Origin of the sequence: Sinomonas sp., from assembly GCF_051955515.1 — a bacterium.
Taxonomy (GTDB): Bacteria; Actinomycetota; Actinomycetes; order Actinomycetales; family Micrococcaceae; genus Sinomonas.
The window spans coordinates 1-3,591 of record NZ_JBQCGQ010000296.1; the positions used below are offsets into that span (position 1 = coordinate 1).

Genomic DNA, 3,591 nt, shown 5'->3' on the forward strand with positions numbered 1-3,591 from the left:
TCGACGCTCACGCCTCCGTACCTCCTGCGGCCCATCGAGCACGGTGCCGACATCGTGATCCACTCGGCGACCAAGTTCATCGGCGGGCACGGCACCACACTGGGCGGCGTCGTCGTCGAAAGCGGAACGTTCAACTGGGGCAACGGCAAGTTCCCGTCGATGACCGAGCCCGTGCCGAGCTACGGCAACGTCTCGTGGTGGGGCAACTTCGGCGAGTACGGCTTCCTCTCGAAGCTCCGCTCCGAGCAGCTCCGTGACATCGGGCCGTCGCTCCCAGCGCAGTCCGCGTTCCAGCTCCTGCAGGGCGTCGAGACGCTCCCCCAGCGCATGGACGCGCACCTCGCGAACGCGCAGCGGGTCGCGGAATGGCTCGCCGCGGATCCGCGCGTCACCTATGTGAACTTCGCCGGCCTGCCCTCGCACCCGCAGCACGAGCGCGCAAAGGAGCTCCTGCCGCTCGGCGTCGGCTCCGTGTTCAGCTTCGGGGTCAAGGGCGGCCGCGCGGCCGGCGCCAAGTTCATCGAGGCGCTGCAGATCGCGAGCCACCTCGCGAACATCGGCGACGCGCGCACGCTCGTCCTGCACCCCGGTTCGACGACGCACCAGCAGCTCTCCTCCGAGCAGCTCGTCGCGGCGGGCGTGCCGGAGGACCTCATCCGGCTCTCGGTGGGACTCGAGGACGTCGAGGACATCATCTGGGACCTCGACCAGGCACTGGAGGCTTCCCAGGTGGCGGCTGAGCAAAGTGCCGAGCTCGAGGCGGGGTTCGCCGCCCCAACGTACGACGGCGAAGCATGCTCCCTGCCCAGCGTCGCCCAATCTGGGGTCGGCGCCGCGACGAAGGGAGTCGCGAAATGAGCACTACGGTCACCGAGCGCACATGGGTGGGTCCCTCGGCACCCGAGCGCCTGAAGATCCTGCGGGACACCAAGGTCATTGCGATCGTCGGTGCCTCGGACAAGCCGAGCCGCGCGAGCTACTTCGTCGCGACCTATCTGCTCTCCTCGACGAAGTACCGCGTGTACTTCGTGAACCCGGTCGTGAAGTCGATCCTGGGCCAGCCGGTCTACCCTTCGCTCGCGGACCTGCCGGAGACGCCGGACCTCGTCGAGGTGTTCCGCAAGCATGACGACCTCCCCGGCGTCCTCGAGGAGGCCAAGGCCGTGGGCGCGAAGACGATCTGGCTCCAGCTCGGCTCGTGGCACGAGGGGGTCGCGGCGGATGCCGAGGCCGCGGGGATGAATGTGGTCATGGACCGTTGCGTCAAGATCGAGCACGCCCGCTTCCACGGCGGCCTGCACCTCGCGGGCTTCAACACAGGCGTCATTTCGAGCAAGCGGCAGGTCCTCGCCTAGCTCGCCGTCTCTCCTGTTGCTCCGTCAGCTGTGCCGGGTGCACACCCTGCAAAGCTGACGGAGCAACGTTTTTAGCCCCAGGCGAGGTTTCTAGCCCCACGCGAGGGCCGTCACCCCCTTGAGGGTCCCCACGAAGACGCGGCCGGCGGAGATGGCCGGGGTCACGAAATGCGGAACGGGACCGAGCTGCATGTGCTGCCGGACGTGGCCGTCCCCGGGATCGAGCGCGTAGAGGTCCCCGGTATCGTAGTCGATCACCCACACGGCTCCGCCGCCCGTGACGGGCGAGCCGGCCGCGCCCAGGGGGAACCGCCATCCAAGCCGAATCCCGGCGGGCGAGGTGACGTTCACCTGCTGGAGCCCGCCCCTGCAGGGGACGTAGGCGGTCATGCCCGTGACCGCGGGCGCGCCGAACGCCCGGCACACCTGAGCCTTCGCCGCCTCGCCGCCGATGCCACCAAAGTGATCGGCGGCGAGAAGGTAGCCGGTGCCGCTCTTGCCGTTCATGTACACGTACGGCCCCACGCGGACGGGGGTCATCGACCCCAGGTCCGTGTCGCTCGCGTTCTCCTGGGCCCACCCGGAAGGGGCGAAGAAGTCCGTGCGCTTGAGCGAGGCGTCGAGCGAGAGGACGGAGTCCGACCCGTCGTAGGTCGTGGTCGACTCGCCATTGCCGACGCCCACGAGCAGCCGTGCGCCGTCGACCGCTGGGCCGCCCGGGGCCCAGATCCCGCCTTCACGAGCGGTCGGCACCACATAGGAGTCGATCGGGCCATCCCCGCTGGTCGGCACGGAGAGCACGGTGCCGGTGTACTCGGAGCAGTCTCCGTAGAGTCCGCCGTAGGCGATGTAGACGCGGCCGTTCAGGAGCGCGAGCGCTGCCCGCTGCTGGTATGCGAGGCGGTGTCCGTTCGGAGGCTCGACCTCTCGCTGCACCACGAGCGAGCCGTCGGCGGCATCGAGCCCCACCAGCACATGACGTCCACCCGAAAGCTCCGCGACAGCGAACACGAGCCCGGTCGCCGGGTCGTAGACCGGTGTGCCCGTGATGCCCAGCGGGTCGATGTCCCCGCAGGGAAGGGCGGAGAGCGGCATGGGCGAGCCGAGGTTGCGCTTCCACACCACGTGCCCATCGGAGGCGTCGAGGGCGTAGACGGTGTTCGCCTCGGTCGCGGCGATGACCTGGCCGTGCACCACGAGTGGCTCCGCATACACGGCGCCGTCCAAGGGAGCGGACCACGAGTCGCGGAGCGTGCCCAGAGCTGGCGACGACGGGGCCTCACCCGTGCGGGCTGCGTCCCGATGGTAGGTGGGCCAGTCGCCGTCATCGAGCGGTTGGGAGGCACGCGCGCCGCGGGACGCGGCCAGGGGGCTGACCGTTGAAGCGGTGGGTGCCGCCGTCGTCGTCGGCCCTGAGCAGGCGGAGAGGGCGACGGCGAGCACGGCCGCCGCGAGCGCAAGGGCCCGCCGTCCCCTACCCCGGAAGCGGAACGTCCGGGGTGTCGTCGTCGCCACCGTAGGCCTTGTCCTCGAGGTCCTCGGCCTTCTCGTTGCCCTTGTCCGAGGCGATCCCGGTGTCCCGCTGGAGTCCGTCCAGCCGCTCCTCGCCCTCGGTGGGAGTCCCTTCCTCGCGCGGTTCCTCAGTCATGGTCCGTCCTTCCGTCGATACCTTCATGATCCACCTGCCCCTGCGCCCCGGCAGCCAAACTTCGGGCTCGGCTGGGCTACGCTCGAAGGAGTGGCTCCTCCCCCAGCCCAGAACCGATTCCCAGACGTTCCGTCCTACGACGTGCACCATCGCCTGGTGACCACCCACGCCCGCGATCTCGGGCACAGCAACATCCTGCTCGATGCGCTCGCCAAGCGTTCCGCGACGAGCGGGCGCAAAGTCGAGTTCGAATTCGCCGCGACGCCGTACTCCTTCTGCGAAGTGCTCTCCGTCGCGACTCCAGAGACCGCGGTCGCCCTTCTCGACGCCGGAATCACCGAGGCCGACGAGGCTGTCGCGTTCCTCGAAGAGACCGGGCTGGATGACCTCATCGAGGACAACTCGGAGGTGGCCGATGCGGCCCTACGGTGGGCCGCCCTGCCGGGGGACGTGCTCGACCGGTTCGAGCACTCGCCCGAGACGTTCTACGAGGACCCCGACGGCTTCGAGGACAAGCTGCGCGAGGATCTGCTGGCCAAGCTCCGCTCGGACAAGGCGCTGTGGGCGGCCCTCCGGGAGCGCCGGGTC

The 3,591-nt window shown here is 69.4% G+C and carries 5 protein-coding genes; 3 read left to right on the forward strand and 2 right to left on the reverse strand.

Going from position 1 to position 3,591, the window contains the following annotated elements; all coding sequences use genetic code 11:
• Nucleotides 1-858 (forward strand): PLP-dependent transferase (locus tag ACTHL9_RS17705; protein ID WP_440520584.1); only part of this gene is annotated, 858 nt, incomplete at its 5' end.
• The gene (locus tag ACTHL9_RS17710) at nt 855-1,355 is read left to right on the forward strand and encodes a CoA-binding protein (protein WP_440520585.1); all 501 of its coding nucleotides are present in this window, start codon (nt 855-857) and stop codon (nt 1,353-1,355) included. The genes ACTHL9_RS17705 and ACTHL9_RS17710, both read left to right, overlap by 4 nt.
• Nucleotides 1,356-1,445: 90 nt before the next feature.
• Here the strand turns inward: ACTHL9_RS17710 and ACTHL9_RS17715 are convergent, their stop codons facing one another.
• Both ACTHL9_RS17715 and ACTHL9_RS17720 read right to left on the reverse strand, forming a co-directional pair.
• A complete protein-coding gene (locus ACTHL9_RS17715; protein ID WP_440520586.1) occupies nt 1,446-2,870 on the reverse strand; it encodes an outer membrane protein assembly factor BamB family protein in 1,425 nt (474 codons plus the stop codon).
• Nucleotides 2,830-3,003, reverse strand: a complete 174-nt coding sequence (locus ACTHL9_RS17720; protein ID WP_440520587.1) for a hypothetical protein — start codon at nt 3,001-3,003, stop codon at nt 2,830-2,832. Before ACTHL9_RS17720 ends, ACTHL9_RS17715 begins: the two co-directional genes overlap by 41 nt.
• A gap of 90 nt (nt 3,004-3,093) precedes the next feature.
• Between ACTHL9_RS17720 and ACTHL9_RS17725 the strand changes: the two genes are divergently transcribed.
• The coding region (locus ACTHL9_RS17725; protein WP_440520588.1) for a hypothetical protein at nt 3,094-3,591 on the forward strand (498 nt) is incomplete at its 3' end.